The 23,818-nt window shown below is 59.5% G+C and carries 22 protein-coding genes and 1 tRNA gene; 8 read left to right on the top strand and 15 right to left on the bottom strand.

Going from position 1 to position 23,818, the window contains the following annotated elements; all coding sequences use genetic code 11:
- Window positions 1-26: 26 nt before the first annotated feature.
- From DTF_RS0100850 to DTF_RS0100800, 10 genes are all read right to left on the bottom strand, one after another.
- Window positions 27-2,381 (bottom strand): xanthine dehydrogenase family protein molybdopterin-binding subunit, encoded by a 2,355-nt coding sequence (locus tag DTF_RS0100850; RefSeq protein WP_027713796.1) that lies wholly within the window; start codon window positions 2,379-2,381, stop codon window positions 27-29.
- A gap of 14 nt (window positions 2,382-2,395) precedes the next feature.
- A complete protein-coding gene (locus DTF_RS0100845) occupies window positions 2,396-2,944 on the bottom strand; it encodes a (2Fe-2S)-binding protein (protein WP_081702719.1) in 549 nt (182 codons plus the stop codon).
- Between the two features lie 58 nt (window positions 2,945-3,002).
- Window positions 3,003-4,010 (bottom strand): xanthine dehydrogenase family protein subunit M, encoded by a 1,008-nt coding sequence (locus DTF_RS21160; RefSeq protein ID WP_051360618.1) that lies wholly within the window; start codon window positions 4,008-4,010, stop codon window positions 3,003-3,005.
- A 261-nt stretch (window positions 4,011-4,271) separates the two neighbouring features.
- A tRNA-Ala gene (locus tag DTF_RS0100830) sits at window positions 4,272-4,347 on the bottom strand.
- A gap of 16 nt (window positions 4,348-4,363) precedes the next feature.
- Window positions 4,364-6,697, bottom strand: a complete 2,334-nt coding sequence (locus DTF_RS24955) for an ATP-binding protein (RefSeq protein ID WP_051360616.1) — start codon at window positions 6,695-6,697, stop codon at window positions 4,364-4,366.
- Window positions 6,698-6,722: 25 nt separating this feature from the next.
- Window positions 6,723-7,079 carry an RNA polymerase-binding protein DksA gene (gene dksA / locus DTF_RS0100820; protein WP_027713794.1) on the bottom strand — a complete coding sequence of 119 codons (357 nt, stop codon included), beginning with the start codon at window positions 7,077-7,079 and terminating at the stop codon, window positions 6,723-6,725.
- Window positions 7,080-7,166: 87 nt separating this feature from the next.
- The gene (locus tag DTF_RS0100815; RefSeq protein ID WP_027713793.1) at window positions 7,167-7,691 is read right to left on the bottom strand and encodes a hypothetical protein; all 525 of its coding nucleotides are present in this window, start codon (window positions 7,689-7,691) and stop codon (window positions 7,167-7,169) included.
- 83 nt (window positions 7,692-7,774) lie between these two features.
- Window positions 7,775-8,260, bottom strand: a complete 486-nt coding sequence (gene moaC, locus DTF_RS0100810; RefSeq protein WP_035055091.1) for a cyclic pyranopterin monophosphate synthase MoaC — start codon at window positions 8,258-8,260, stop codon at window positions 7,775-7,777.
- A gap of 69 nt (window positions 8,261-8,329) precedes the next feature.
- Entirely contained in the window at window positions 8,330-9,682 is a 1,353-nt protein-coding gene (gene radA / locus DTF_RS0100805) for a DNA repair protein RadA (RefSeq protein WP_027713791.1), read from the bottom strand.
- Between the two features lie 100 nt (window positions 9,683-9,782).
- The gene (locus tag DTF_RS0100800; protein ID WP_027713790.1) at window positions 9,783-10,130 is read right to left on the bottom strand and encodes a hypothetical protein; all 348 of its coding nucleotides are present in this window, start codon (window positions 10,128-10,130) and stop codon (window positions 9,783-9,785) included.
- A 221-nt stretch (window positions 10,131-10,351) separates the two neighbouring features.
- Here DTF_RS0100800 and DTF_RS0100795 point away from each other — a divergent pair, with 221 nt between their 5' ends.
- The 3 genes from DTF_RS0100795 to DTF_RS0100785 all read left to right on the top strand — a co-directional run bounded on the left by DTF_RS0100795 (window position 10,352) and on the right by DTF_RS0100785 (window position 14,243).
- Window positions 10,352-12,193 carry a cytochrome c gene (locus DTF_RS0100795; RefSeq protein ID WP_027713789.1) on the top strand — a complete coding sequence of 614 codons (1,842 nt, stop codon included), beginning with the start codon at window positions 10,352-10,354 and terminating at the stop codon, window positions 12,191-12,193.
- A gap of 547 nt (window positions 12,194-12,740) precedes the next feature.
- Window positions 12,741-13,025 (top strand): PilZ domain-containing protein, encoded by a 285-nt coding sequence (locus DTF_RS21150; protein ID WP_051360614.1) that lies wholly within the window; start codon window positions 12,741-12,743, stop codon window positions 13,023-13,025.
- A 126-nt stretch (window positions 13,026-13,151) separates the two neighbouring features.
- Window positions 13,152-14,243 (top strand): hypothetical protein, encoded by a 1,092-nt coding sequence (locus DTF_RS0100785; RefSeq protein WP_155890633.1) that lies wholly within the window; start codon window positions 13,152-13,154, stop codon window positions 14,241-14,243.
- Window positions 14,244-14,323: 80 nt separating this feature from the next.
- On the opposite strand, the gene DTF_RS0100780 is transcribed toward DTF_RS0100785, so the two are convergent.
- The 5 genes from DTF_RS0100780 to DTF_RS0100760 form a co-directional block, all read right to left on the bottom strand.
- Window positions 14,324-14,962 carry a response regulator transcription factor gene (locus DTF_RS0100780; RefSeq protein WP_035055086.1) on the bottom strand — a complete coding sequence of 213 codons (639 nt, stop codon included), beginning with the start codon at window positions 14,960-14,962 and terminating at the stop codon, window positions 14,324-14,326.
- 210 nt (window positions 14,963-15,172) lie between these two features.
- Complete coding sequence (locus tag DTF_RS0100775; RefSeq protein WP_027713786.1) at window positions 15,173-16,069, bottom strand: complex I NDUFA9 subunit family protein; 897 nt, start codon at window positions 16,067-16,069, stop codon at window positions 15,173-15,175.
- A gap of 74 nt (window positions 16,070-16,143) precedes the next feature.
- Window positions 16,144-17,592 carry an RtcB family protein gene (locus DTF_RS0100770; RefSeq protein ID WP_027713785.1) on the bottom strand — a complete coding sequence of 483 codons (1,449 nt, stop codon included), beginning with the start codon at window positions 17,590-17,592 and terminating at the stop codon, window positions 16,144-16,146.
- Window positions 17,593-17,607: 15 nt separating this feature from the next.
- On the bottom strand, window positions 17,608-18,021 hold the full coding sequence (locus DTF_RS0100765; protein ID WP_035055083.1) for an archease: 414 nt from the start codon (window positions 18,019-18,021) through the stop codon (window positions 17,608-17,610).
- A gap of 65 nt (window positions 18,022-18,086) precedes the next feature.
- Complete coding sequence (locus DTF_RS0100760) at window positions 18,087-18,644, bottom strand: BCAM0308 family protein (protein ID WP_027713783.1); 558 nt, start codon at window positions 18,642-18,644, stop codon at window positions 18,087-18,089.
- 388 nt (window positions 18,645-19,032) lie between these two features.
- Here DTF_RS0100760 and DTF_RS0100755 point away from each other — a divergent pair, with 388 nt between their 5' ends.
- From DTF_RS0100755 to DTF_RS0100735, 5 genes are all read left to right on the top strand, one after another.
- A complete protein-coding gene (locus tag DTF_RS0100755; RefSeq protein ID WP_027713782.1) occupies window positions 19,033-20,148 on the top strand; it encodes a hydrogenase small subunit in 1,116 nt (371 codons plus the stop codon).
- A 3-nt stretch (window positions 20,149-20,151) separates the two neighbouring features.
- A complete protein-coding gene (locus DTF_RS0100750) occupies window positions 20,152-21,864 on the top strand; it encodes a nickel-dependent hydrogenase large subunit (RefSeq protein WP_027713781.1) in 1,713 nt (570 codons plus the stop codon).
- A 91-nt stretch (window positions 21,865-21,955) separates the two neighbouring features.
- Window positions 21,956-22,612, top strand: coding sequence for a Ni/Fe-hydrogenase, b-type cytochrome subunit (gene cybH, locus DTF_RS0100745; protein ID WP_027713780.1), 657 nt, complete (start codon window positions 21,956-21,958; stop codon window positions 22,610-22,612).
- Window positions 22,609-23,097, top strand: a complete 489-nt coding sequence (locus DTF_RS0100740; RefSeq protein ID WP_027713779.1) for a HyaD/HybD family hydrogenase maturation endopeptidase — start codon at window positions 22,609-22,611, stop codon at window positions 23,095-23,097. The genes cybH and DTF_RS0100740 overlap by 4 nt, the downstream gene beginning before the upstream one ends.
- Window positions 23,098-23,177: 80 nt before the next feature.
- Window positions 23,178-23,570, top strand: coding sequence for a cytochrome c (locus tag DTF_RS0100735; protein WP_027713778.1), 393 nt, complete (start codon window positions 23,178-23,180; stop codon window positions 23,568-23,570).
- The last annotated feature ends 248 nt before the right edge of the window (window positions 23,571-23,818 follow it).

The following is a 23,818-nucleotide window of genomic DNA, read 5'->3' as shown; positions in this document are numbered from 1 at the left end:
TGAAAAAAGGGTTAGCGACCAAACGGTCAGCTAACCCTTTGCTTTTCCTGTTCGAGTTTTTTCAGCCCGTTGAGGATCCGCTCCGGGCTGAAGGGGGTCTCATGGAGCCGCACGCCGGTGGCGTCGTAGACGGCGTTGGCCATGGCGGCGAGAATCCCTGAAATAAGCCCTTCGCCGACTTCCTTGGTGCGGTAGGGCTGGCCGACCCGGTACTCCTCGGTGATCACGTCGGCGTCTTCCGATTCAGCCATGTTGTGAATGGTCGGCATGCGGTAGTCCAGCCAGTTCGGATTTAAGGTGTAACCGTTCTTCGTGATCACCTCTTCCATGAAGGCGTGGCCCAGCGCCATGGACACCTGGCCGTCGACTTGCCCCTTGACCAGTGCCGGGTTGACCGGAAATCCGCAGTCATGCACGGTCAACGCTTTGATCAACTTCGCCTCGCCTGTCTCGATATCTACCTCTACCTCCGCCACCTGGGCGCTGAAGGCGTAATTTTCCGTCCAGCGCCCCTTGGTGGTCGCCAGGCTGGGATGGGTCGGTTCATCGCGCATGGTGCGCCAGAAGCCCTCGCCGATGATTGTGTCGCCGCGGTGGGTGGCGACACTGGCGGTAAAGAGTTGGGCGTAGGACAGGCGCTGCTGCGGGTCGCGCCTGTTGAAGACGGCCTTGTCCTCGATCCACAGGTCCTCGACCGGCGTCTTCATCTGCTCCGAGGCCACCTGCAGCAGTTTTTCACGGGCGTTGCCAGCGGCCTGGCGGGCGGCATTGCCGGTGACGTAGGTCATGCCGCTGATCCAGGCGCCGATGTCCTGGGGCGTGATGTCGGTATCGGAAGCGATGATCTTGATATCGTCCATACCGATGGCGAGCTCCTCGGCGACGATCTGGGCGATGACGGTCTCCGCCCCTTGCCCCACGTCGATGGCGCCGGTGAGGACAACGGCCGTTCCGTCGTCGTTCATCTTGACGATGACGCCCGAGCCGTTGGGGTAGATCAGCGAACCGCCGAAGTAGGCGCTGACGCCGATGCCGATCCCCCGGCGGAGGCGCCCGGTCTGGGGTGACTTGCGGGCCTGCCCATATTTACTGAGCAGGTCGGACTTCTCGGCGGCCATCCGGATGCATTCCACCAGCCCGCCCCGGTGCACGTTATCCCCGTTCGGCAGATCCTCGCCGGGGTGGCGGGCGTTGCGCAGCCGGATGGTGATCGGATCGATGCCGAGCTCTTCGGCGATCATGTCGAGCTGAGACTCGATGGCGAAGCGCACCTTGGGGCAGCCGTGACCGCGCTGAGGGGCCCGCACCGTGTGGTTTGTGTAGACGGAGTAACCCTCGTACTTCAGGTTGGGGCAGCGGTAGGGCGCCATGGTGAAGCCCCAGGCCAGGAAGATGACCACCACGCCGCTTCCCCGGTAGGCTCCGCCGTTGTTGATCACCCGCACCTGCTGGGCGACGATGGTACCGTCCTTTTTCACCCCCGTCTTGACCTCGACGATCAGCGGCTGGGCGTGGCGATAGGCGGAGAAGATCTCCTCGCGGCTCGCCACGATGCGCACCGGACGGCCGGTGAGCATCGACAGCCTGGCGGCGCAGTATTCGTGGGAGTACAGGTCGATCTTGCCGCCGAAGGTGCCCCCCACGTAGGTCTTGTGGACCCGCACCGAGGAATGCGGCAGGTCCAGGACCTTGGCCAGCTTCGCCCGCTTGATGAAGGTCCCCATGGAGGAGGTCCAGATGTTCAGCTTGTCGCTCTCCCAGTGGGCCAGGGTGACGTGGGGCTCCAGGTACCCGTGGGTGCGCAGCTGGCTCTCGAAGCGGTCCTCTCGCACGTAATCGGATTCGGCGAATCCCTGCGCCACGTCCCCCCAGCCGCCTTCGGTCTTGCCGCCGATGTTGGCGTAGGGCTCTTTTTCGGCAATCTTGGGATGGCTCGGATGGATTTGCGGCGCCTGCGCATCCATGGCCTTTTCCGGATCGAACACCGCCGGCAGGATTTCATACTCGACTTCAATCAATTGCAGCGCCTGGTGGGCGGTCAGCGCATCCACGGCAGCTACGGCGGCGATCTCCTCACCCACGTGCACCACCTTCCCCCGGGCCAGGACTTCCTGGTCCGGCGGATAGCGCGGCGTTTCCACGAATCCATGCTTGATCCCCTTGGTATCCTCGACGGTGATCACCGCCTTGACGCCGGGCAGTGCGCTCGCCTTCGACGTGTCGATGCCGAGAATCCGGGCGTGGGGGTGGGGGCTGCGCAGGATGCGGCCGATCAGCATGTTAGGGAGTTTGACGTCCTCGCTGTATACCGCCCGCCCGGTGACCTTGTCCGGGCCGTCCTTGCGACGCAAGCTCTTTCCGACGTAATTCAATTCGTTCATGGGCTCTTCCTCGCTTATTTCATGACGGGCGTCACGCCCTGGTCCGAGGCCTGCAGAACGGCATCGACGATCGCGTTGTACCCGGTGCACCGGCAGAGGTTGCCTTCCAGAGCTTTCTTGATCTCCGGCAGCGACGGCTTGGGAGTGTGTTCCAGCAGGGCCGTGGCCGACATCAGCATCCCCGGCGTGCAGAAACCGCACTGAACCGCCCCCTGATCAAGGAACGCCTCCTGGATTGCGCTGAGGTTCCCACCTTGGGCCAGATCCTCCACGGTACGGACTTCCTTGCCGTCGCATTCCACGGCGAGCGTGATGCAGGACAGCACCGGTCGACCGGACAGCAGAACGGTACAGGCGCCGCAGGCGCCCGTCGCACAGCTCCCCTTGGTCCCCGTCAAGCCGACCTTCTCCCGGATCACCTCGAGCAGCGTATGCCTTGGGCGAACGCAGACCTCGTGCCACTCTCCGTTGATTCTCAAGGTGACGAGTCGCGTTCTCGCCTTCGACTCAGTTGTGGCCGGGAGGCCTGTCTTCAGGAACGGCGCCGTATTCAAAGTGTTCATCAAGGAATCTCCTCGGTTGTCATTGTCCCGGGAAGGGAGTCCGGAAAAACGAAATGTCTTAAACGCTCTGTCCGCGTGCGCGGTCGAAGGCCGCAGTGAAAGTACGCCGCAGATGCACCCGGATATTTTCTTTCAGGTAATTTCTGGTAAGGCCGTGATGGGGCAGCGGGTTGATCTCCGCGCTGGCGTCATCCGCCGCTTTCGACATTCTCTGGACGTCCAGGACCTGGCCGACCAACGTCCGGGCCGCAACCGATGCCTGCAAGGGACCTTCTGAAACGGCGCCCACGACGACCTTGGCGCTCGCGCAGGTTTTGCCATCGGCTTCCAGGTGGAGCGCCACAGCCATATTGGCCATGGCAAACTCTAATCCACCCCGAATGGTCGATTTGTGATAGCCCCAGCCGAAATACGGTGGGGTCGGCGGCACAACGATCGAGCGGATGATCTCCGCACGGGCAAGCGTCAAAGGATTCAAAGCGTTGCCGCTGAAGAGCGCTTCCGCCCGAATCCTGCGGATACCGGCTTTACCCAGGATTTCTATTTCCGCTCCAAGGGCAATCAAGGCAGGCGCGATGTCGGACATGTACACCGACCAGCACGTGTCGTTCCGATTGCCTGGATAGGGATAGCAGCAGTCGCCGCCACGCTTGTAGCAGGGTGCGGTGAACTGGAAGTCATGAGCCTGGTTGAGGTACAGGCAACGGGTTTCCTGGCACAGGTTGCCGCCAAGCGTCCCCATCTGTCGGATCTGGTTTCCCCCAACCGCATGGGCGCTCTCGGCCAGCATAGGGACCCGGCTCCGAATAAAGTCCGAGTTCACCAGGCTGGCCAGGCGGGTCAGCGCATCGATTCGGATCGAACCGTCCGGCCCGATTTCCGGCGGCAATGGTTCGATGCCTCCCAGACTGACCAGTAATGCCGGCTGTAAAATCCCTATCCGCATGTTGGGAAGCAGATCCGTGCCCCCGGCCAACAGCCGGGCGCTGGTTCCGGACCGGCGCAGGAGAGCTGCCGCTTTATCCAGTGTGTCGGGGCGTTCATAGTCGAAGTCATACGGAATCATGTCGTGTCTCCATTCGGCTGGGTGCTTGGAAGCAAACAGATTATCGCATACAATTGCGTACAAATGGTAAAGCGAACTACGTTGGTTGAGGGTACTTAGAAAAGGCGCTTTACGTAGATCGCCGACGCCAAGCGGTCCGCGGTCTGCTGGAAACAGGAGGCGGGTAGCGCAGAAAAATAAATCTTGTTAACTATTTCTGGCAAGCGAGCTATGAAAAAGAAAAGGCACTTGCGGATCATACCGCAAGTGCCTGTTTTTTATTGGTGGAGCTGAACGGGATCGAACCGTCGACCTATGCGTTGCGAACGCATCGCTCTCCCAGCTGAGCTACAGCCCCTTGAATGCGGCTTACATTAACCAAACAGTCTCTTTTTGTCAACGGAAAGGTGCCGGAGAGTATCGACGGGAAGGCGAAGGATGAAAAGGGCGCCCCTTTCCCGATTCTGCACCTCGATTTCGCCGCCATGGTGTTCAATTATCCGGTGGGAGATGGAGAGCCCCAGCCCTGTGCCTTCATCCTTGGTCGTAAAGAAGGGATTGAAGATGTTGCGCATGATTTCGGCGGAAATTCCACCGCCTGTGTCTTCCACTTCCACGGCGACGGCCTTGTCGCCCCGCAGTGCATCCGGGTAGGCCCGAAGGGTGAGCGTTCCGCCCGCGGGCATCACTTGCAGTGAGTTGGCGATCAGATTGATCATGACCTGACGCAGTTTCTGTTCGTCCCCCCGGATCGGCGGCAAGTCCTTGGCGATGTCGGTCACCAGCCGGATCGCCCTGCGGTTGAGGGCATCGGCCTCCAGGGAGAGGGCCTCCTCGATGATGTCGACAACATCGCAGGGCGCGACGCAGAGCATCTGCTTTTTGGAAAAGGCAAGGATGTTGGCGAGCATTTCTTCCATGCGGCGCACCTCCCGCACGACGATCGAAGAATACTCGCGCTCCCTGCTGCCGGTGGCAAGCCGGTTCAGTCGCTGGGCAAATCCCCCGATGGCCACCAGGGGATTTCTGAGCTCGTGGGCCACCGAGGCCGCCATTTCCCCGAGTCCAGCCATCTTTTCCCCCTGAATCAGCTTTTCCTGGGTTTCCCTCAGATCCTGATGGGCTGTTTCAAGTCGATTCAGCAGCATGGAGTTTTCCATGGCTGCGCCTGCCAGACTCGCGAAAAGCTCCAGAAAACGCAGCCGGTCCGCGGCGATCTCTTCCTCCGAATCCGGATTGTCCACCACCAGCACCCCCAAAGCCCTGTCCCTCCCCAGCATTGGCGCGCAGGCATAGGGGGCCAGTTGCAGTTCCTCGGCCAGAGCCGCCCCGGAAGGAGGCTCTGACGCCGGACGGGTGACCAGGAGAACCCTCTCTTGGAAGGCGGCCCGTGCCAGCGCATTGTCCGCGGGGTTGAAAGGCAGACGCTGCCTCATCACCTGACGGCAGAAACGGGAGCGGCTCTGAGCGATCCGGATGTCCTCACCGAATTCGGGACTCTCCCACGTAAGAGAGCCCTGCTGCGGGGGCAGAACGAGGGCGGCCGTTTTTGCGGTGACACCCAGCATCCCCTGCAGGGTGCCGCTCCTCTCATTGATCATGAAGAGCATGGCCCTTTCAAAACCGCCCCCCTCCGGCAAAGCCGCCGCCGACAGGATGAGGTGCATCAGCTCATTCAGGCGCAACGTACTATGCATTGCCCTGGAGGTTCGATATAGAAGGGTGGTCTCGCGAAGTTTGCGGTCGTTGTCCGCCGAGAGGGACGTCAGCCGTTCCTTGCCGATCACCCGCTCCAGGGCATGCGCCACAAGCGAACCGACCGAGGCGCAAAGTCTCCTTGCTTCCCGGTCGGCAGCAAGTGGTATGCCCTTTGCGTCTTCGGTGCCGAAGAGGGACAGGGTGCCCAGCACCTGATCCTGGATCTTGAGGGGAACAGTCACCAGGGTCATGCTGGAAGCTGGAGAGGCTTCCCTGCCTCTGGTGGAACCCTGGCGGTAAACCGGCCTGCCTTCGCTGAGCACCTGAACCGAAAGTTCTTCTTCAAGATCCAGGAATACGCGGCGCAGTCCTCGCGAAGACGGGCTGATCCGAATCAGGCTGCGCCCGAGGAGAGTTTCTCCGTGCACCGGACGGAGGATGACGCAGTCGACCTCGAAATGTTTGTGGATGGTGCGGACGGCCACCTGCATGAGCTCCCTCAGGGTCTGCGCTCTCGTCAGCTCCCGGCCCAGGTCGGAAAGCAGGGTCAACTGCGTCACCCGTCGCCGCTCCTCTCCGGAGATCAGGCCATACTGGACCATGGAGGCGAGCTGATCGCAGACTCCCTGAAGAACGGGCTGCGAGCCTTCGGATAAAGGAGAGGCGGGAGTGGTCCGGAGGGACAGAACCCCGAAGTCACGGCTTTGATTGTAGACAGGTAGATGGAGACAGGACCCGGACCGCAGGGGTTTATGGCGTTTCAGGGAGGTCCCTTCGGGGGTATTTTCGCAGGGCGTGTGGCGGGGAAGAAACAGATCGGTGCCGGTAGCTTGGACGGATTGTGAAAAAATCTGTTTCCGGCTGTCGAGGAGCAGAAAGACGGCTTCTTCAAGTCCAAGGGCTCTGCGCAGGTAGCGCAGAATGCTTTTGAAACCGCGCGGGTAGTCGAATGCCATCTGATTCGCGATACGGACGACGCTGTGCAGCACTTCAAAAGGATCGCGGCTCATAGCTGGCTCCGGCATCGCGCTCTGTTCAGCCGATCTTCTCCTGACGCTCCTGTTCGGTTTTGCAGTCGATGCAGAGAGTGGTTACGGGGCGGGCTTTCAAGCGGGCTTCGCCGATCATTTCTTCGCAGCTCTCACAGATTCCAAATTCGCCGTTTTCTATCCTCTCCAGCGCTTCCCGGATCTTCATGATCAGCTTTCGTTCCCGGTCCCTGATTCGCAGCTCGAAATTCCGGTCCGATTCGAGAGAAGCCCTGTCCGTCGGATCGGGAAAGTTGCTTTTTTCGTCCGTCATTTCAGAAACGGTTTTTCCGGCCTCGCGCAATAACTCATCCAGTTGTCCCTGGAGAATCTTCTGGAATTCCTCGAGCTTTGCCTTATCCATGCGGGACTCCCTTGTGATTTGAGAATTAGGTCAATTTAAAGGAGATTGGCCTAAAAGTCAACGTAAATGGGTCTTTTGAGAGTTCCTTCAGAGTCTTCCGCCCAGTTGGATATAGAGGATGAAAGCCAGCAGCAGCACCCCAAGCCAGCACGAAACGATGTCGGTGCTCTTTGTCGGCGGGGCTGCCGCCAACTTCTTCGTTTCTTCGCTCACCGTATCCGGCGGCACCCGCGAAAGCAGGGCATCTACCATGGCGGGAAAATCGGCGTAGGCATTAGAAAGGATGAGGAAATCATCCCCGGCGCAGAGGGTCAGAAAGGCTCGCTTTCGCACCATCACCGTCTCCACCGCGGTTATCTCGGAAAACTTGAGCATCTTCCGCCGGAGGAATTTAAAAACGGTCACCTTTTCGTTGTTGACCACCGTTCGCCGATTGAAGCTCTCCGCAAAAAGGACCGCCACCGGAAGGATGATAAAGCCCAGAATGAGGGTTTTTGCCAGCGGCTGTCCCTGCACCAGGCAGAGAATGAAAAGGATCACGCACTGGGCCAGCAGCAGACCCAGCGGGATCAGGAAAGACTTGCGGATCGAGAATGTCTGCAGTACGTTCACGGTACTCCTTTCAAAGGCCGCATTCGCAACCCGGCGGGAATTCTACCAGAAAAAAAACGCGATGCAACCCCTGGGGGGGGCCATCATTCCTGGCGAAGATAGGTGCCGCTTTTGCCGCCGTGCTTTTCGAGCAGTCGGATTTCACCGATGACCATTCCCTTGTCCACCGCCTTGCACATGTCATAGATGGTCAGGGCCGCAGCAGAAACCGCGCAGAGGGCCTCCATTTCGACCCCGGTGGTTCCGGTGACCTTGACCGTCGCCTCGACCTCGACCCGTCCCTCCCCGGGAAAAGGATGGAATTCGACGGCCGCCGACGTCAGGGCCAGAGGATGGCACAGGGGGATAATCTCCGGCGTCTTCTTGGCTGCCATGATTCCTGCGATGCGCGCCACGGCGAAAACATCGCCCTTCTCCACGGAGCGGTCCAGGATGCGCCGAAGCGTTTCCTCCTTCATGCGCACCTCTCCCCGGGCCACGGCGATCCGACGGGTGGCGGACTTCTCCCCCACCTCAACCATGATGGCCTTTCCTTCACTGTCGAAATGCGTCAGCTTGTCTGTGCTCATTATCTCTCTCCAGAATGAAAACCTTTGAGGTATGGGAGCAGGAATCATAGAGGTCGTCCGATCCCGATCCTACTCGAACATTCCTTCCAGCGCCTCTTCGGCGCTGCGGACGCCGACCAGCGCGATTCCGGGAGGCGGCTCAAGGTTCTTGAGGTTGCCGGCAGGGAGCAGGCAGCGGTCGAATCCGAGGCGGGCCGCTTCATTGATGCGCAATTCGGGGCGGGAGACGGCGCGCACCTCCCCGGCCAGACCGACCTCGCCGAAAACGATGGTCCGCGGCGGCAACGGCCGATTGAGATGGCTGGAAGCCAGGGCGGCGATCACCCCGAGATCGGCGGCCGGTTCGTCGAGACGCACCCCGCCGGCGACATTAAGGAAAACGTCCTGAGACAGCAGCGATAGACCGACTTTCTTCTCGAGCACGGCCACCAGCAGGGAAACCCGGTTGTGATCGATCCCGATGGTGGTGCGCCGCGGCGTTCCGAAAGAGGAGCCGGAGACCAGCGCCTGCAGTTCCACCAGGATCGGACGGCTCCCCTCCAGCGAGGAGACGACGGCGCTGCCGGCCGCTCCTTCGGGGCGCTCGGCGAGGAAGAGCTCCGAGGGGTTGGCGACTTCGGCCAGTCCGCTCTCCTTCATCTCGAAGACGCCGATCTCGTTTGTGGAGCCGAAGCGGTTCTTCACCGCCCTCAGGATGCGATAGGGATGACCCGCATCCCCTTCGAAATAGAGGACGGTATCGACCATGTGTTCGAGCATGCGCGGCCCGGCGATGGATCCGTCCTTGGTGACGTGGCCGACGATGAAGGTGGGAATGCCGTCCCCCTTGGCCACCTGCATCAGCCGTCCGGCGCATTCACGCACCTGGCTGACGCTTCCCGGGGCCGATTCGAGGGCTGAGGTGAATATGGTCTGAATGGAGTCGACCACCAGGAACCCGGGTCCTAGTTCACGCACCCTCTCGAGAATCGCTTCCAGGGAAGTTTCGGCCAGCAGAAACAGATCCTTTGCCGCAACCCCCAGTCGTTCGGCGCGCAGCTTGACCTGCCGGGTCGACTCTTCGGCGGTGACGTAGAGGGCCGGTGCGGATTCCGCCAGGCGCGCAATACTCTGAAGAAGGAGAGTCGATTTGCCGATCCCCGGATCGCCTCCGATCAGGGCGAAGGAGCCGGGGACCACTCCGCCTCCCAGGACCCGATCGAATTCCGCAATGCCGCAGCGTATGCGGTCCTCCTCAGTTCCCGCCACTTCATGCAGACGCTGGGGCTTCCCGGCCGGAACAGGTGAGCGGCCTTTCCCCCGGGTCAACACGATGGCCTCCTCGGCCAGGGTGTTCCATTTCTGGCAGTCGGGACACTTTCCCAGCCACTTGGGACTCTGATAGCCGCACTGCTGGCAGGTATAGATCGTCTTCTGTTTCAAAAATCCCCCCTTTGGCCAAAGGAGGTCATTTTATGTGCTGCCGAAGAGAGTGTCAACGACCAACGCCTTGATGGGTACAACTCTCTCCCTGTTGTATGGTTCAGCCGGGACCGGCGTCCGTGAGATAAGATTTCGCCTGAGAGCCAAGTTCCTCACGGCCGCTCTCGAATTCGACCGCAGGACGGGAGGGGTCGCCGTTCAGATAGCCAAGCCGGGCGACGCATCGCCATTTTCCCCCGGAGAGTTCGTGGGAAGGCATTTCCGACCATCCGACCGGACGCCTGTTCTCTTCCAGCAGCGAAAAGATATCTTTCTGGAAACGAGCGCCTTCTTCCAGGCCGATATTGCGGAATGCCTTCTCTCCCGGGACCTTGACCGCCAGTTCTCCGAAATCGTTCTCATAGAGTTCCGCATTGATGTTGAAGGCTACCTGTTCGCTTGCGCCCATTGTATTCTCCTTTCTCGGTTTCCCACGAAAACTCTCTCATGTCCAGATTAGCACAGGAGAGGCGGCGAACAAGGTGCCGCCTTCGTGCCGGAGCAAGGTTTGACAGTATCCGACTTCATGATAATTTTTTATACTGGTCGACCTGCCGAATGACGCCTCACCGAGGGGTGCCGCGGGACAAATTGAGCTCCTCGAAGAGGGTGACCCGAACGAATGGAGAGATGATGCGTACGGCTAACCGATTGATGCTGTTCCTGATCGTCGCCCTGTCCCATTCCACCGTTGCCGGGGCCGCTTCGACCCTCGCTGTCGATCCGATGCAATGTCTCGAATGTCATGCCGATTCCATTGATTCGGACGCCTTCGCCCGTTCTGTTCACAGCCCGAACGCCTGCACCAGCTGCCATGTGGAAATCACGGATCTGGGCAAGCACCTTGCGGGAGAAATCGAGATCAAACCTGTCCGCTGCGCCCGCTGCCACAAGGACGAGTCCGCCGCACATTATGCCAGCGTGCACATGCTCAGCGACATCGGCTGCTCGGCCTGTCATGCCGACATCCATGAAATGCGCCCGTGGGACGGCGCAAAGGGCAGGGTGGTGGAAGTTTGCGGAGGATGCCATGACGCTGAGCGATACGAGGCGTCGGTTCACGGGAAGGCGGTCCGGGAGGGGAATCCCGATTCGGCGGCCTGCCACGACTGCCACAATCTCCATGAAATAAAGCCGCTGGAGGCCCCGGACACCGAACAATTCCGACTGTTTCACACCCGGGTCTGTCTCGATTGTCATGGCGACGGGGAGATGATGGAGCGCAACGGGGTATTCCCCATGGCGGTGGACACGTATTTTGAAAGCTATCACGGCAAGAGCTATCGCCTCGGATCCGGGCGGCAGGTGGCCGGCTGCGTCGACTGCCATTCCGCCCACAACATTCTGCCCGAAGACGATCCCGACTCCAGCATCAACCCGGATAACCTGGTTGAAACCTGCCGCCAGTGCCATTCGGAGGTCACGACCCGGTTTACGGAATTCTACGTACACGGCGACCATAGTGACCGTCGGAACTATCCTGTTCTTTTCTGGACGTTTGTCCTGATGACGGCACTGGTCGTGGCGGTTTTCGCCGTCTTCTGGTTCCATACTCTCTTCTGGATGTTCCGGGGCTTTGTGGAAAACAGGCATCGGGCAGTCGAACTCGCGGAGGGGAAGATCAAGCCCCTGCCGGACGGGCACAAGGCCTATCGCCGATTTCGAAAGCGCCATATCGTCCTGCATCTGATCGTCATCGTCAGCTTTCTCGGCCTCTCACTGACCGGTCTTCCCCTCAAATTCAGCGAGCACTCCTGGGCTCGGGCCATGATGTCTTTTTACGGCGGCGTTCAGAATGCCGGCCTTCTCCACCGAGCGTGCGCGGTCCTCACCTTCTATTATTTTTTCGTCGCTCTCGCCATGAGCTTTCAATTTCTGTTCATCCGTCGGGACATCCCGGGCAACTGGCTGCAGCGGCTTTTCGGTCCCGACAGCCTCATGCCCAACACCAAGGACTTGCGGGACGTCCGCGGCATGATCCGGTGGTTTCTGTTCCGGGGACCCAAGCCTCAGTTCGAGCGCTGGACCTACTGGGAGAAGTTTGATTTCTTCGCGGTTTTCTGGGGGATGTTCGCCATTGGAGGATCCGGGCTGCTGCTGTGGTTTCCCGAGTTCTTCTGCCGTTTTCTTCCCGGATGGCTTCTGAACGTGGCGACGATCATCCATTCGGACGAGGCCCTGCTGGCCACCGGCTTCATCTTCACGGTTCACTTCTTCAACACCCACGGGCGCCCGGAGAAATTCCCCATGGATTTCGTCATCTTCAATGGCGAGATTTCCAAGGAGGAACTCATTCTGGAGCGCGGCGAGCAGTGGAGAAGGTACGAGGAGCTCGGCGTGACCGAGAACTTCCGGGTCCGCAAATCAAGCGGCATCCTTTACGATTTCATCCTCAAGGGATTCGGGTTTCTCGCCCTGTTTACGGGGCTTCTTCTGGCCTTTCTGATTTTTTCCGCCTTTATCTGGGGGTAGAGGGGGGGCGGCGTCCCTCGAAGGGATAGCCGCCGGCGAAGAGGCCGGCGTTTGAGGTTGATGACGAGGGATCGTGCAGCCGGCAGGGTTGGGGTGGCAGGCAAAGGGCGGCTCCCTTAAGGGCTTCCCCCACTTAGGAGCAAAAAAAATGGAATGAGAAGGGTGAGGTTTTAATGCCTCACCCTTGCCTTCTTCTGCCATCCGAAAGATGGATTCCGGTCCCCACCATCAGGATAATCCGCACACCACCATGTGGTATTCTGTCTCGCTCCGCTTAATCGCGTTTCGTGAATCGCCAGAATATGCACCAGGGGCGACTACCGACTCCTCCCGTTTCACCCTCCATCTTTTGACCTAAATCTTCAGCGCAATTCAACTTCACGCAAGGGGCACACGAGATGCGCGTTTTCGCCATTTTGCCCGCTGTCACGCGAATCACTTTCCAAGCAAATCTGAATCTAAAGTTATATAAAGCTTTATCCTCGGATTAATTTTCTTTTCGACAGAAGGTTTTAGACTTTGGAATACATAGGATGGAGAGATGAAAATGTTTGAGACAAAGAGAAGTGCGAAGCGGATTCGGATAGAAGTGCCGGTGCATCTGGATCCGGGATCCGGCGTTACCCGGGATGTCAGCCAGTCCGGAGTCTACTTCTTCACCGAGCAGCCGTTTTCACCGGGCATGCCCATCAGCCTCATCCTGGAACTCGATTATGTCTTCCCCGGAGAGCCTGTGCATCTCCGCTGCCAGGGGAAGGTGGTGCGGGTGGAAGAGGTTGGGGAAAGGGTGGGCGTGGCGGCCAGCATCAGCGATTTTCAGAGCGCCGCTTGAGTTGCGGGAGGAGACAGGTCGCCGGTGAAAGGCCGGAGAGAGGGATATGGATTTGAAAAGGGACGAGGAACCTTGTTGTTCACGGGACGCGGGTTTGGAAGGGTCATTATCAAAAAGGAGGCAAAGATGAGAAGAAAGGGAATGATCACAATTCTGGCGTTGGTGTTACTGATGGCCGGCTGGTGCGGAGTGGGATGGGCAAAGGATATGGTAAGGGCGGAGGTGACCGAACCCGACGCTATAGTCACCCCCAACGGTTTGGCAAATGGGACGATTCATGTTGTCTACACGGTGAACGCATTGGCATTCACTACGGGATTTTTCAACAGCTTTGATCTCAATCTTGACATCGCGGCAAGGTCCGGCAACCCTGAAACGGCTTACCCTCTTACCCTGAATCTCACCCAGAAACAGAGCGGGGATGCCAGCCTGGAATTGACCCCGGCTACCCCCAGCTTCGGTGTGAACGGGCCGGGGGCGGTGGGTTCGACGGGCGTTACAGTGACCATCCCTTCGGGGGCCCCGGACGACGACGAGACGACCTTGACCGGCGTATTGCAGCTGGAAGCCAGCCCCGGAAGCGGCAACAATGCCCATCTCGATACCATCACCACGATCGTGGTCAAGGTTATCCTGTTGCATCCGACCGCCTGCCTGAAGGTGGTTGACTTTATTACCGATCAGGACTTCACCAGGATGCTCGCCACAGCGACGGCCTCCGCCCCCATTGAGGTTAAGGTGAAAAACGGCAACATCCAAAATACTAATCCTCCGCAGCTTTCCGACAACATCTTGATTGCCAACAACTGCAGCGATGCCCAGACCTTTGACCTGCAGATCGCACTTGACAGCAGATTCGAAACCAGCCCGGCAGGGAACCCCGGCAACGCGGTCTTCACCTACCAGACTACGGGCATTTACGAGGAGCCGACCACCAGCCTCGGTTCTTTTGGCACCGGGACACCGCAGGGGCAGCAGCTCTGCCTGGGGAATGTGACGGTACCGGCCGGTCAGACATTTCTGGCCACGGTGCACATGCGCATCGGTTCGAATGTGACAACCGCCTTGCCTGAGGACGGCACCTTCGACTTTCTTGCGGCGGTGTTGGAAACCGCCTCTTCTTCATGTTCTTCCGGCACCTACCTGTGGTTGGCTGGCCCGAATCCGGCGCCGGTGCAACTTCCCTTCATGGTGACCGTCCAAGGGAACTCCAAGTGATCTAGGACGGCAGCCGCCGGCAATATGACCCGGTCAGGCCGCTCCGAAGCAGGAGCGGCCTTTTTTCTAGCCACGGCATTTCACACCAGCCCTCTCTTCTGAGCATACAGGGTCAAATCCACCCGGTTTTCGATCCCGAGCTTCTTGTAAACGTTGTGAAGGTGGATTTTCACCGTTCCTTCGCGTAGTCCCAACTTATCGGCGATCTCCCGGTTGCTCTGTCCTTTGGCGACCAGGTGCACGGTCTCGATCTCTCGGGGCGTGAGGATGTTGGCGAGCCGGCGGGCCCCGGCTTCCCGCCGCAGCATCTTTTCAACGGCGTGGCCGACCGACTCTTTTTCCAGCCACTGGCCGCCGGCAGCCACCTTGCGCAGACATTGGGGCAGCAGGTGGGGCGGCATGGTTTTCAGCACCACACCCGGTACCCCCAGGCGCAGGGCTTCCAGGGCCAGCGTGTCGTCTATTATGGATGTAAGAAGGATGGAGCGGGTGGGCAGGGAATACCCTTTCAACTCGCGAATGAGCTGCAGACCGCTTCGGTCCGGGAAGTGAACGTCGAGAACCAGCAGGTCGGGGCGATGGCTGCGCACAGTCTTGAGGGTATCGCCGGCGGTATTGCAGCGTGCGACCACCTGCAGATCAGGCTCGGATGAAAATAAATGTTCTATGCCAAGCAGAAAAATGGGATGAGGGTCGGCCAATACAACGGTCAGAGACATGATCCCTCCGGACAAGGCAGCAATCAACGCAAGAATGCTGATAGTTTATCACGTCAACAGCAAGTTACCATTTCCATCTAATCCGGATCTGCTGGAGCATGTCAGGCGAGGTGCCATTAAAGAGCTTCAGAAACGACGGAGATTAGAATCCATACCATTGCAGGAACTCTTTCCGGATCGGTTTCGATTCTATCAGGCGCAGGCGCAGCATCAAGGTTTCAGATAGCTTCGTATCCCCTGCGGAAACGACTTCGGCGCGATTCCGAAGACCTCCGCCCACTCCTTCGGGTCGCATTCGTTCCCCTCCAGCAGCATGGTCATCTGGCTGGTGGTGAGGGGGAAGGCGGAGAAGTTTTCGAGCAGGGAGACGACCGGTTTCATCAGGCCGACAGGTTGATGAACTTTGGACACCCGGTTTTTCCCGAGAGCCTCGCCGATCAGATCGAGCACCTCGTTGTAGCTGTAGCTCACCGGACCGCAGCAGTGAAAGGTCCTGCCGATGGTCTCCGGCAAGGCAAGAGATCTGACGAAGGAGGCGGCGACGTCCTCCACCGCCACCGGACTCATCCGGTAGCGGCCGTCGCCTATGACAGGCATGACAGGCAGCTTGCGCATCATGTCGGCCAGCATGTTGACGAAGGCGTCCCCGGGGCCGAAGATGAGGCTGGGACGGAAGATGGTCCAGGACAGGGAAGATTTCCGTACGGTCTCCTCGGCTCGCCACTTGGTCCGGTGATAGGAAGAGACGGCTTTCTCACGGGTGCCGTTGGCGCTCATATGCACGAACCGCTTCACCCGCTGGATCTCGGCCTCCGCCGCCACGTTGCGGGTGGCCTCGAAGTGCAGCTTTTCGAAGGTGATGCCGCGGCCTGGAAACTCACGAATGATCCCCACAAGGTGAATGACCGCATCGCACCCGTCAAGGGCCTCTTCCAGGGTGTCCGGCTCGGTGGCGTCTCCCGGATGGATCTGCACTCCCTGATGGACGGCGAGTTTTTTTTCCGAACCCGGCCGGACGAGGCAGCGCACCGTGTGTCCCGCCACGACCAGTTGCCGCAGCACTTCACTTCCCACGAACCCGGTGCCGCCGGTGAGGAAAACTTTCATGGAACCTCCTGAGGACTGCAGAGGACGGAGGACGGAAGAAGTCGGGCGCTTCTCCGTCCTCCGTCATCTGTCCTCTAGCCTTTGATAACCGCCATCGGTCTCAGCCGTGCCACTATTTTGCCTATCCCCGCCTGCTGCACCACTCCCACCACTTCCATGACGTCCTTGTACGCCTCGGATATCTCCTCGGCCACCGTGGCACGGCCTGCGGCGCGGATGAGGATCCCCTGGGCGGCTAGTTCCGCTTCGATGTTGCGTCCCCTGGCCTGTTTCTTCGCGGCGTGGCGGGAGAGCACCCGTCCGGCTCCGTGACAGGTGGAGCCGAACGTCTCATCGAAAGCGCCGCTGGTCCCGACCAGGACATAGGAATAGCGGCCCATGTCTCCGGGGATGAGCACCGGCTGCCCCACATTCCTGTACGCTTCGGGGGTTTCCGGGTGCCCAGGGGGGAAGGCCCGGGTGGCTCCCTTGCGGTGGACGCAAAGGCGCCGCTCCTTCCCCTGGAACCTGTGGGTCTCCCATTTGGCGATGTTGTGGCAGACGTCGTAAATGACCGAAAGGCGCAGATCGGAGGGGCCGAGGCCGAGGACCTGTTCGAAGGATTCCCGCACCCAGGAGGTGATCAGCTGGCGGTTGGCGAAGGCGAAATTGGCGGCGCAGGCCATGGCGCCCATGTACTGGGTGGCCTCAGGGCTCCTCAGCGGAGCGCAGCAGAGCTGACGGTCGGGGAGCTCTATTCCGTATTTGCGGCTGGCCTGCAGCATGACCCGCAGATAGTCGTCGCAGACCTGGTGCCCGAGCCCCCTGCTGCCGGTGTGAATGGTGACCGTGAGCTGCCCTTCGTGGAGTCCAAGGGCCTCGGCGGCCTCCTGGTCGTGGATTCTTTCGACCTGCTGCACCTCGAGAAAATGGTTGCCGGAGCCGAGAGTGCCCAGCTGCGTTCGGCCCCGCTCGAGAGCCCGATCCGAGACGAACTCCAGTTCTGCGCCGGGGATGGCGCCACCCTCTTCGATGTGCCGCAAGTCCTCCTCGCTGCCGAAACCCTGTTCCACGGCCCAGCGGGCGCCTTTTTTCAGGACCTGCCTTTCCGCCTGGGAGGAGAGCTTCAGGTCCCGCCGCTGGGAACCGACCCCTGAGGGGACGTTGCGGAAGAGAGCATCGGCCAGTTCCTTGAGGCGGGGACGGATCTCGGCCGCCGACAGGGCGGACCGCAACAGACGTACCCCGCAGTTGATATCGTAGCCGACGCCTCCGGGAGAGACGACCCCCTCTTCCAGGTCGAAGGCGGCCACCCCGCCGATGGGGAAGCCGTACCCCCAGTGGATATCCGGCATGGCGATGGAGGGACCGACGAGCCCCGGGAGGGTGGCCACATTCCGCACCTGCTCCAGGGCTTGCTGCTCCTCGCGCTGCAGGACCCGCATCAGCGCCTCGGAGGCAAAGACAAGCCCTTCGGCGCGCATTTTCCCCGTGCGGGGAATGCGCCAGCGGCAGGCGTCAATTTTCTCCACCGTGATGCTCATATGCTTCCTTCCCAATCACAAATCGAGATAGACTCGGGCCAGCCATCCCTTCTCCCCATGCTCGAGCCGGAGCTGGTGATAGGTCGCGGCCTTGATCTCCCGATCGATGGGGTGCCGATCCGGGTCGAAGGGCTCCCCGAGGATCCGGGCCCTTATCCGGTTTTCCGTTGCCTGTTCGATGACGAATTCGGCAGGAAAGAAGCCCCCGGAATCGAAGAGAAAGAGGATTTCGTTCAGCCAGTTCACCAGGAGTTCTTCTCCCTCGCCGGCCGTGATTTCGACACTTCTCTCCTCATGGGGGAGCGCCTCGGCCCCACTGATGATCTCCATCATTCCCCGGGCCGCCTGGACCAGAAGCTCATCCAGAGTCTCTCCGGCGGCTTCGATCCCCATATCGGCGGTATGTTCCAGAATGCGGTATCTCCCCATGCGCCTTCCACAACAGCGGATGAGATCCGTGGTATCCGTCCCCCTCCGCTCTTCTCCATATGCTGTCAGGCCGATCGTTCCCAAGTCACCCGACAGAGAGAATGCTCATCGCTCCAGTCTATCTTGAGTTCTCCCTGGTGCGCCTTGTTCAATGCCCGCCCCAGATGCTCGGCCAGCTTTTCCTCGGTCGTTTCAATGACCAGGTTGTCCCCTTCGCGCTCCATACGCATGATGCGCTCCAGGGGGTTCTTGGCCATCGCCTTGTTCTCCTCGTTCTTCAGGATGTTGCGAATCTCCTCCTCGTGATGCCAGAGATAATCGCCGCGAAGGGTGACTACGCCCTCGGGGTAGGACTGGGTGATCTTCTGGCAGGCGGGGCAGGCGGTCTCGACGGCCTCACGGTTTTCCCGGAGATATTTGAATTCGTTTTCCTCGAAATACCAGTGCTTGTTCTTGTAAACGGCGTGACATCGGATGCATACCGCAGGTTCCGGCCGTCCTTCGTCCATGACGTAAGGATCGAGATTGCGCCGGTTGCGGCCCCGCTTCTGGTCGGTCTCGCTTTCGAATTTACGCCCTTTTCTATCGCTGACCTGACTTCCGTGAATGCCCTTGTTTGGCATAAAATTCCTCCTTTCTCGGTATCTCCTGGTTTCAGTATACCATTTCTCTTTCGGCACAAGGCGTGGGTCCGGGGCGACCTCGCGAGCCCCGTTGAAGGCGAACATCAGGTCTGCAGACAAGTTTTTAGATGGGTCGGAAAAAAAGAAGGCGCTCGGTTGTTAAAGGGACAGGAAGACATATAGTTTTTAAAAATTTCATAATGTTTAAAGGGTGAGCTGTTGATTGTGACGGAATACGCATGGACCCGGATATTTGCTTGACAGCATGCAGACAAGGTAATAAAACTTTGTTATATAAATAAATTTAACGAAGCCAGATCTACTTATAAATGGCAAATATAAGGAAAGGCGTTCTGCAATCGGTTGAAACTGGAAAGGAGGAGAGTCCATGAAAAATGAAAACACCCCGGAACCGGTCTCCCTGCCGGAGGAGATGCTTCAGAGATGGGAGGAGAGGGGAGTCGGCCGCCGCGAGTTCATGAAATTCTGTTCGACCATGGCTGCCACCCTGGCTCTTCCCGTCAGTTTCATTCCGAAGATCGCCGAAGCGCTGGAAGCCGACAACCGGCCGCCGGTCATCTGGCTGGAATTCCAGAGCTGCAGCGGCGACTCGGAGGCCCTGCTGCGCGCCAACGCGCCCACGGCGGCGGAGCTGATTCTGGATCATCTCTCCATCGAATATGCCGAGGTGATCATGGCCGCCGCGGGCCACCAGGCGGAGCAGGCCAAGAACGAGGCCATCGAGAAGTACAAGGGAAAATACATCGCCGTGGTGGAGGGGTCGATACCGATGAAGGACGGCGGCGTCTACTGCACCATCGGCGGCGAGAGCGCTCTAAACATCGCCAGGAAGGTCTGCGGCAATGCGGCTGTTACGATCGCCGTGGGCAGCTGCGCCACCTTCGGCAATATTCCCGCCGCCGCTCCGAACCCGACCGGGGCGGTGGGGGTGCGGAAGGCCGTCCCCGGCGCCACCGTGCTCAACCTGCCGGGCTGCCCGCTCAACGCAGAAAACCTCACTGCGGCGATCGTCCACTTCATCACCTTCGGAAAGCTTCCCGCGGTCGATGGTTTGAACCGTCCTCTTTTCGCCTACGGCAAGCGGATTCACGACAACTGCGAACGCCGCTCCCACTTCGACGCGGGGCAGTATGCGGAAAAATTCGGCGATCCGGGTCATCGGAAGGGGTATTGCCTGTACAAGCTCGGCTGCAAGGGCCCGGAAACCTTCCACAACTGTCCGACGGTGCGCTACAACGAAGGGGTGAGCTGGCCGGTCATGGCCGGTCACGGCTGCATCGGCTGCTCCGAACCGCAGTTCTGGGACGCCATGACTCCCTTCTACCGGCGTCTGCCGAAGGTCCCCGGTTTCGGAATCGAAGCGACCGTCGACAAGATCGGCATCGGGCTGGCTGCAGCAACCGCCGTGGCCTTCGGCGCCCATGGGGTGATCAGCGCTCTCCGCAAGGGTGATGAATCCGATAAGGTGAAAAAGGAGGAATAAACGATGGCCAAGAAAATTGCTGTTGATCCGGTAACCCGTATCGAGGGGCACCTGCGCATAGAGGCCCAGGTCGAGGGGGGCAAGATCGTCGACGCCTGGAGCTCTTCGACCGCCTTCCGCGGTATCGAAACGATCCTGAAGGGACGCGATCCCCGTGACGCCCATCACTTCACCCAGCGCTTCTGCGGGGTCTGCACCACCGTTCATTCCATGGCCAGCATCCGCTGCGTGGAGGACGCTCTCAAAATCCGGATTCCGGACAATGCCCGCCTCATCCGCAACCTGATCATGGGAATTCAGAACGTCCAGGATCACGTGATCCACTTCTATCACCTCCACGCCCTCGACTGGGTCGACATCACCAGCGCTCTTCAGGCCGATCCGAAAAAGACGGCCCAGCTTGCCCAATCGATCTCCAACTGGCCGATTTCCGGGACTGCCTACTTCCAGGGGATCAAGGACCGTATCGCCGCCTTCGTCGGAACCGGCCGCCTCGGCCCCTTCCAGAACGCCTACTGGGGTCACAGCGCCTACCGCCTTCCGCCCGAAGCCAATCTGATGGCGGTGGCCCACTATCTGGAGGCTCTCGAGTGGCAGAAGGACATCATCAAGATCCACGCCATCCTAGGCTCGAAGAATCCCCATCCCCAGACCTTCCTGGTCGGCGGAATGTCGATTCCGGTCGATCCCGACAGCCAGAACGCCATCAACGCCGACAAGGTTGCCTACATCGGCAAGCTGCTGAAGAAAGCACGGGGCTTCGTCGAGCAGGTCTACATCCCGGATCTGCTGGCGGTGGCTTCCTTCTACAAGGAATGGGCCGGCATCGGCGGCGGCGTGGGGAACTTCCTTACCTATGGCGATTTCCCCATGGACAACAGCGGCGGCCCGGAAAGCTTCTACTTTCCCCGGGGCGTGATCATGGGCAAGGACATCTCCAATGTCATGGAGATGGATGAGACCAGGATCGCCGAGTACGTCACCAAATCCTGGTACACCTACTCCGGCGGCGACGACAAGGGCCTGCACCCCTACGATGGCGAGACCAATCACAAGTACACCGGCCCCAAACCTCCCTATGAGTTCCTCAACACCGAGGAGAAATATTCCTGGGTCAAAGCTCCCCGCTATATGGATCAGCCGATGGAAGTCGGGCCGCTGGCCCGTATGGTTGTGGCTTATGCGGGAGGGCACAAGGAAGTTCAGGACACGGTCAATTTCGTCCTTGGCAAGTTGGGGGTCGGCCCCGAGGCGCTCTTTTCCACCCTCGGCCGCACCGCCGCCAGGGGGATCGAAACGCTCCTCCTGGCTCAGAAGAATGAAATATGGCTGAAGCAGCTCGCGGACAACATGGGCCGGGGCATTCTCGAAGTGCACAACAGCGAATTCTGGGACCCCTCCACCTGGCCGAAGGAGTCCCGGGGATTCGGCTACCACGAAGCGCCGCGCGGGGCGCTCGGCCACTGGATCCGCATCGAGAACGGCACCATCGCCAATTTCCAGGCGGTTGTTCCCTCGACCTGGAACGCCGGTCCCCGCGATCCCATGGGGCAGATGGGCCCTTATGAGGCGGCGCTTATCGGCACCCCTATTGCCGATGAACACCAGCCGCTGGAGATCCTGCGCACCATCCACTCCTTCGATCCCTGCCTTGCCTGCGCGGTGCACGTGCTCGACGGCAAGAGGACGGAGATCATAAAGGTCAGGGCGCTGTAAACCGGGGCGCGGGACGAGGGACGCGGTACGAGGAGCAAGCTCTTCGCGTTCCGCATCCCGCGTCCCGCGTCCCGCTCCCTTGGAGGTTGTCATGCTCGAGATACGCTATGTGTGGGAATGGCCGGTCAGGCTGACGCACTGGATCAATGTCCTCTCCATCACGGTTCTGTCGGTGACGGGCTTCTACATCGGCCATCCCTTCTATACCGCCACCGAAACGGCACAGTACATCATGGGGTGGAACCGCTTCATTCACTTCGTCTTTGCCTATCTCTTCACGGTCTCGGTGATCGTCCGGATCATCTGGGCATTCATGGGCAACAGATATGCCTCCTGGAGGGTGTTTTTTCCATGGGCTTCGCGGGAGGGAAGAAAAGGGATGATCGAAACCTTCAAGTTCTATACCTTTCTGGAAAAAAAGACCCCCGATGTGGTGGGACACAATGCGCTGGCGGCCATGGCTTACCTGGTGATCTTTGCTCTTTTCCTTCTGCAGATCGTCACGGGCTTTGTCCTTTACGGCCAGTTCGCTCCGGGTGGTTTCTGGGCCACGGTCTTTGGACCCCTGCTGGTCGCTTTCGGGGCACAGAGTATGCGGCTGACCCACCATATCATCATGTGGCTGCTCATCGGCTTTTCCATCCATCACGTCTACAGTTCCTGGCTGATGGATGTCAAGGAGAAGAACGGCACCCTGAGCAGCATCTTCGGGGGGTACAAGTTCGTTGAACCGGAGGATCTGCATTGAGCATCCTGGTCCTTGGCCTCGGCAACGCATTGATGTCCGACGATGGTTTCGGCTCAAGAATGGCCGAAATGCTGCAAACGCGCTTCCGTTTTTCTTCCGGGGTTGCCGTTCTTGACGGCGGCACCCTCGGTCTTGACCTCCTCCCGCGGCTGGAGGGGATCGATCGCCTGCTCATTATCGACGCTCTCGAGATGGACGCCGAGCCGGGAGCTGTCTTTCGCCTCGAGGGGGAAGAAGTCCCGCGGGCCTTTGCGAGCAAACTTTCCGTGCATCAGATGGGGGTTCAGGACCTGCTGGCGGTCGCCGAGCTGCAGGGTCACCTTCCGTCCGAACTTGTCGTATGGGGAGTGCAGCCGGGTACGGTTGAAATGGGACTGGATCTCACTCCAGCGGTAACTGCCGCCACGGATAAAGTCCTGGCGGGGGTCCTTGAAGAGCTGCGCGCCTGGGGGGTTGATTTGCGACATCCGCCTGAGCAATTTTAATCCATTTTGGTATAGTGGTGGGGGTCGTTTGGAGGCGGCCCCTTTTCTCTTGGCGGCACGCCGGCAGGCTGGAGATAAGAATGAAGCGGACACCATTACTGCTTTCCTTGCTGCTGCTGTTGACCGCCTGCGGCGAGTCGATCTCCTACCCCGAGCGCACGCCCCCGGAGGACTTCCTGCAAATGCAGATCAATGTGGAAGCGGGACGGGAGCTTTTCCGGGAGCACTGCGTTCTATGTCATGGAACTCTGGAGGAGGGGCGCAGCCTGAGTGCCGAATTCAACTCCCCAGCCTCCACCTTCGAGGCGATCCGTTATCGGTCGGTTGATCCCGCCTACCTTTTCTGGCGGATCGCCAAGGGCAAGACGGTCGAGCCCTATCTCTCGCGCGGCTCGATCATGCCCGCCTGGGGGCCGCATTTCACCGATGAACAGATCTGGCAACTGGTCGCATATATTCGAATTCGCCCATGAGGAAAAATTAAATACTCATAAAACGTTAGCCGAACACCACTTTTTGCCTTTTCCTTTTTGCAAACCGCACATTTTTATTTAAACTTTTTTTCTTTTTTATTGAAGTTAAATTTGATAATAATACGACGTTTGAGACTTGATGATGACCCGGTTCTTGCATTAATCCGCAGTCTTGCCGGCGCATCGAGCGGGAATGCCCTGCCGGTAGACGAGTTTTCGGCTTATTACTTATCAGTGCCGGAGGGGCA

Source organism: Desulfuromonas sp. TF (assembly GCF_000472285.1).
In the GTDB taxonomy this organism is placed as follows: domain Bacteria; phylum Desulfobacterota; class Desulfuromonadia; order Desulfuromonadales; family ATBO01; genus ATBO01.
The sequence above is the reverse complement of the archived record's forward strand: the minus strand, read 5'-3'. Positions and strand labels throughout refer to the sequence as shown.

Bases quoted from the DNA above. Each gene is read 5' to 3' on its own strand.
- DTF_RS0100850 (WP_027713796.1), bottom strand. From the start codon at position 2,381: ATGAACGAATTGAATTACGTCGGAAAGAGCTTGCGTCGCAAGGACGGC.
- DTF_RS0100845 (WP_081702719.1), bottom strand. From the start codon at position 2,944: ATGAACACTTTGAATACGGCGCCGTTCCTGAAGACAGGCCTCCCGGCC.
- DTF_RS21160 (WP_051360618.1), bottom strand. From the start codon at position 4,010: ATGATTCCGTATGACTTCGACTATGAACGCCCCGACACACTGGATAAA.
- DTF_RS24955 (WP_051360616.1), bottom strand. From the start codon at position 6,697: ATGAGCCGCGATCCTTTTGAAGTGCTGCACAGCGTCGTCCGTATCGCG.
- dksA (WP_027713794.1), bottom strand. From the start codon at position 7,079: ATGGATAAGGCAAAGCTCGAGGAATTCCAGAAGATTCTCCAGGGACAA.
- moaC (WP_035055091.1), bottom strand. From the start codon at position 8,260: ATGAGCACAGACAAGCTGACGCATTTCGACAGTGAAGGAAAGGCCATC.
- DTF_RS0100800 (WP_027713790.1), bottom strand. From the start codon at position 10,130: ATGGGCGCAAGCGAACAGGTAGCCTTCAACATCAATGCGGAACTCTAT.
- DTF_RS0100795 (WP_027713789.1), top strand. From the start codon at position 10,352: ATGATGCGTACGGCTAACCGATTGATGCTGTTCCTGATCGTCGCCCTG.
- DTF_RS21150 (WP_051360614.1), top strand. From the start codon at position 12,741: ATGTTTGAGACAAAGAGAAGTGCGAAGCGGATTCGGATAGAAGTGCCG.
- DTF_RS0100785 (WP_155890633.1), top strand. From the start codon at position 13,152: ATGAGAAGAAAGGGAATGATCACAATTCTGGCGTTGGTGTTACTGATG.
- DTF_RS0100780 (WP_035055086.1), bottom strand. From the start codon at position 14,962: ATGTCTCTGACCGTTGTATTGGCCGACCCTCATCCCATTTTTCTGCTT.
- DTF_RS0100775 (WP_027713786.1), bottom strand. From the start codon at position 16,069: ATGAAAGTTTTCCTCACCGGCGGCACCGGGTTCGTGGGAAGTGAAGTG.
- DTF_RS0100770 (WP_027713785.1), bottom strand. From the start codon at position 17,592: ATGAGCATCACGGTGGAGAAAATTGACGCCTGCCGCTGGCGCATTCCC.
- DTF_RS0100765 (WP_035055083.1), bottom strand. From the start codon at position 18,021: ATGGGGAGATACCGCATTCTGGAACATACCGCCGATATGGGGATCGAA.
- DTF_RS0100760 (WP_027713783.1), bottom strand. From the start codon at position 18,644: ATGCCAAACAAGGGCATTCACGGAAGTCAGGTCAGCGATAGAAAAGGG.
- DTF_RS0100755 (WP_027713782.1), top strand. From the start codon at position 19,033: ATGAAAAATGAAAACACCCCGGAACCGGTCTCCCTGCCGGAGGAGATG.
- DTF_RS0100750 (WP_027713781.1), top strand. From the start codon at position 20,152: ATGGCCAAGAAAATTGCTGTTGATCCGGTAACCCGTATCGAGGGGCAC.
- cybH (WP_027713780.1), top strand. From the start codon at position 21,956: ATGCTCGAGATACGCTATGTGTGGGAATGGCCGGTCAGGCTGACGCAC.
- DTF_RS0100735 (WP_027713778.1), top strand. From the start codon at position 23,178: ATGAAGCGGACACCATTACTGCTTTCCTTGCTGCTGCTGTTGACCGCC.